5 protein-coding genes are annotated in these 3,972 nt (G+C 43.0%); all 5 read right to left on the bottom strand.

Annotated elements, in window-relative coordinates:
- Positions 1-226 precede the first annotated feature (226 nt).
- The 5 genes from FBQ94_RS17305 to FBQ94_RS17285 are packed head-to-tail and all read right to left on the bottom strand — an operon-like array spanning position 227 to position 3,347.
- Entirely contained in the window at positions 227-670 is a 444-nt protein-coding gene (locus FBQ94_RS17305; RefSeq protein ID WP_285442307.1) for a hypothetical protein, read from the bottom strand.
- Positions 670-1,059: a hypothetical protein gene (locus tag FBQ94_RS17300; RefSeq protein ID WP_040543563.1), complete on the bottom strand. Its 390-nt coding sequence runs from the start codon at positions 1,057-1,059 to the stop codon at positions 670-672. The genes FBQ94_RS17305 and FBQ94_RS17300 overlap by 1 nt, the downstream gene beginning before the upstream one ends.
- Before the next feature lie 37 nt (positions 1,060-1,096).
- Positions 1,097-1,708, bottom strand: coding sequence for a hypothetical protein (locus tag FBQ94_RS17295; protein ID WP_285442306.1), 612 nt, complete (start codon positions 1,706-1,708; stop codon positions 1,097-1,099).
- Positions 1,705-2,250: a hypothetical protein gene (locus FBQ94_RS17290; protein ID WP_007220904.1), complete on the bottom strand. Its 546-nt coding sequence runs from the start codon at positions 2,248-2,250 to the stop codon at positions 1,705-1,707. Before FBQ94_RS17290 ends, FBQ94_RS17295 begins: the two co-directional genes overlap by 4 nt.
- A complete protein-coding gene (locus FBQ94_RS17285; RefSeq protein WP_285442305.1) occupies positions 2,247-3,347 on the bottom strand; it encodes a putative metal-binding motif-containing protein in 1,101 nt (366 codons plus the stop codon). The genes FBQ94_RS17290 and FBQ94_RS17285 overlap by 4 nt, the downstream gene beginning before the upstream one ends.
- Positions 3,348-3,972: the final 625 nt, after the last annotated feature.

The raw sequence follows: 3,972 nt of genomic DNA, 5'->3' as shown, positions 1-3,972 counted from the left end.
TCTATATATCAGTGTATACACTCAAATTGCTCATCTTCTCCTTATATGTCAATATCTTATGACTTTGCTTCGGCTTTACTTTAGTAAAGTCACGCTAGACGTTAACGTTAAGGAATTTCAATTCCGTAGGGCACCCTTTAGGGTTGCTATCCTCGTATAGGTATTCAGGCGGGGAGGCAAGTCTGAACAGGCTGCCCGAGAATGCTTTCACACGACAAATCTTATACTAATGGTTATCCATCTTTTTTAACGGTTGATAGATTTCAACATCAAAGGAGAAATACCTGAGAATATCCGTATGCAGTTGCGTGAAATTGGTAATCTGCTTCAGGGTCGATTTACTCAGGGAAATAACAACCACCGCTATCCCCCTCATATTCTGAAACAGTACACTCCCTGTTGGATTATCAGTATACCCCTTATTCCCCGGTAGTGTCTTCTGTGCCTGTTTCAGTGACTGTCTTATCTGCCGATGCATTAGCGTATAGACCATAAGGGCTACCAGATACACAAACCCCAAGACTGCAATTCTCTTTGGGTCCTTCAGGAAAACCGGGGCCACTGCTGCAGGATTCTTCGCCCATTTGAAGTTTGTCTCCACAGCAGACTGTCCCTTGTATGCCTTCAGTATCTCGGTATCGGTCATCCCGGAACAATCCAGAATATTCATTACCAGAATAAACGTATTGAGCTTCTCTCTGCTCTGAGAGAGACTCTAATGAAATCCCCCTGCTCATACGATACCTCCAGCGTAGGGGCAGCAAAAAATTTACTATCGGAAACAAGGATGCTCTCAGATATATCAGGCACTATCTGTCTCAATGCCTCAAGGTTAAATCGGTTCCCGGTACTATCTGACGTATTCCCCGAGGTAATCCTCCCCGTAAGGGGAACTCCTCCATCCCCACTGACCGTCATTCCAAAGATTACTTGAAGGAAGATGGTCAAGCCTCCCGGTAGTAAGAATTTCAACAAAGTCACTCCCCGGCATATCTTTTCCTTTCTTTTCTGATAGTTTTTACCGGGGAGATTACTCTGTCCCCCTAAAAAATCAATCAAATTTTACCTCTTCTCTGAAAAACCTCTTGAATGTCAGTTAGTAACACAATATTCCGCTGATTCTTACAAATCCACCGCTATACGTGTGTGACCAGGTGCTTGGTTCAGAATCGATGACTTCATAGTTTCCTCCGGGTACATAGGTATTGGGAGATGATACCCAGAAACGAAAGTCGGTCGTTCCTGAAAATGGCCCATACATGAGAAATGAGTTGAGATTGTATAAAGAATGTGTTCCGGCAGGCTGGCCTCCATCGCACCAGTGATAGGTGCTGATTTCCGTAATATATACATCCTGGGGTATTGTTACCAATGTTGTGCCTGGATTACCGCAGGCAACCCCAAGAATATTATACGTATTCACGATTTCTGTAATCTCATACGAAGAACTAAGTTTATCGATCGTGTTAACGATATCCTCAAGGATTTGTCTTTCAGCGTCATGATCAGAAAACATATAAGATTTTATAAAGTTATGGCCACTTAAATCAAACAGATTGATATAGGTGTTTGAGAAATTGTTAACATTCGAATCTAATGCGGTTGGAAGGCTGCCGATGATAAGATCTTCTTTAATCGTTGTATAGGGGACCTCCACCGGCAACGTAATCGTCTGGATTGGCCACCGATACGATACCGAATCTATCAAGATATTGCGGGTCTATACCAAGGTACGCAATATTGCCATACAGGTTGCCCTGAGAATGCGCAACAAGTACCACCTTCCTTGCCTTCACGTAAGTATGTATTATACTGTCCAATATGCTCTTGAACCGACGGGTTGGCGCTTACAATAGCGGCATTAACTATATTTGCAATCTCTTTCAATTTGTCTTGAAGGTAATCCGGCATAATATCCAAACCGGCAAGATATTCCCAGAGTTTACTATAATCGGTTTGCGCTTCTTGTTCAAATGTCTCCAACAAATCCTCCAATGTACCTTCGGAGGGATTGTGAGCTAATTTGTATGTTATTATGCCGTCCAGATTCGTCCCTGATATGTGTGTTTCTAATCGATCCGTCAGTAAGAATGTACTTGCTTTGGCATTTTCCACGTCATTCCACACGCCGTTACAAAAAAAGACAACGCCACCAGGTTGACACGGCCGATCTTCTTCACCATAAACAACACCTGACATAGCAAGAAAGCTAACAAGAAGTACTGTATGAGATATCCATCGGATTTTCATTGTTCACCTCCTGTATCGCCGACATCAAATGAGCAACTGTCCTTCCATTCCTTCCTTGGTGCTAAAGAAATAATTCTTCCACCCAGACTATCGCTGTATTTAATGTATGCAATGCTGCGTTCCCTGGTATTCAGTATCTTGGCACGCAATGCACTACAAATATCTATGGATTCCTCTCCCTTAAGGTACCAAAGACATTCATCATTACGAACTATTTTCGTTGCATGATCGTAAGCAGCCTCACGATCATTAGCATCTTTAAGCACGCCCTGAAACTCTTTGGCATAGTAACTAAGGGCCAATCGAAGTTTCTTATCATCGGGATAGGTAAAGTATATGTACCGTTGAATGTCATCACGGACCCCATCTCCATCCGTATCTATCCCCAGCAATGTCTTCTTGCCTTCCCCCCCGGGATCGGGTGGAAGGTTCACTCCCGTATCATCATCCGGTGTCGATGTGTTACAGTCATCATCAACACCGTTCTTGTTTATCTCAGTAACTCCCGGATTTACCGCAGCATTGGTGTCGTCACAGTCGGTATTATTAGCAACATAGCCTGAAGGCTGGCTGCATGCCTTTATGGTAACCTGTGGGTTCCCATATCCATCACCATCGGCATCTTCATAAAATGTGGTTTTTAGCCCCTCGTCAATCTGTCCATTGCAGTTATTGTCCACGTCATCACATATTTCCTGAGCCTTTGGGTTTATAGAGAAATTTTTATCATCACAATCCCCCTCGACTCTCGTAAAACCATCGCTGTCAAAGTCGATATCTCCATCTTCGGCAAGTACCTGGACGGTTAATGATCCTCCCGGTTTGCCTTTTACGGTAACTTCAATCGCATTTATTTTGCCATCAAGGGTCTTCTCTACGTCTATTACCTCTCCCTTTTTATTAAAATTGGATGAGTCGATGATGGCCTTTTTGTTTAATACAATATCTGCACTGCTTACCTTCCTGTTGTCTGCGTCCCCAAGACCGCCATTGGTTACCCGTATAGTAGTGAGGCCTTTAATGCCGGGGAATGTGTCTGTCTGCGTGACGGGTGATCCGGCATTGCGCACATAGGTGTATAGAATAAACTTTCTCATATTTTGCTCCTGTCAGGATATCCATTGAAATAAAGGGGTTACGCTCCCGGTACGATAAAGAACAACGAGACCACCTTTGATGGTACGCATAAACGGACTCCTTATCATGAAGGTTAATGGAGACTATTGTCAGGTGAGACGTATAACAACTGTATATGATGAAATTATTCAACACGGATTTAAATTGTTTTTAGACAGGATTTACAGGATTTAAATTTATTGAGTAGAGATAAGGCAATGCCTTGTCTCTACCGAAAGACTGCATACATAAAATGAAAATTTCTATACAATCAAGTTCCTTGCTTCCTCTCTCAACGGTTAAAACAACCGAGTGGAAATAGTGGCAGGAAGAAAAACACAAAAAAGCAGATCACCAGGTACTTTTTTGTAATTTTCATGGCATTTCTGTGCAGAAAGTTATTTTTCCCTTAATTATGTAACTATTCAGGGAAAAAGATTAGGAGAGGGGACAAATCTTTATTCTTGGCGTGCCCAGGGAAGGGTACTGCATTCTAGCGGGTGAAAGTCCCGTCATGGTAAAAGCCTGAGCCATGTAGCTTGGATGGCAGGAGGATAGGGAAACATTACCTTCTGAAGCCCATCGACAAAGTCGGCGTAAGGCCGG

Source organism: Candidatus Jettenia sp. AMX1, assembly GCF_030263775.1.
GTDB classification, from domain to species: Bacteria; Planctomycetota; Brocadiia; order Brocadiales; family Brocadiaceae; genus Jettenia; species Jettenia caeni.
Note: the sequence above shows the minus strand (reverse complement) of the source record. Positions and strands in the feature narration are given on the sequence as shown.

What these genes read in the sequence shown, in the direction of transcription:
- FBQ94_RS17290 (WP_007220904.1), bottom strand. Translation starts at nt 2,250, where the DNA reads ATGAAAATCCGATGGATATCTCATACAGTACTTCTTGTTAGCTTTCTT.
- FBQ94_RS17285 (WP_285442305.1), bottom strand. Translation starts at nt 3,347, where the DNA reads ATGAGAAAGTTTATTCTATACACCTATGTGCGCAATGCCGGATCACCC.
- FBQ94_RS17305 (WP_285442307.1), bottom strand. Translation starts at nt 670, where the DNA reads ATGAATATTCTGGATTGTTCCGGGATGACCGATACCGAGATACTGAAG.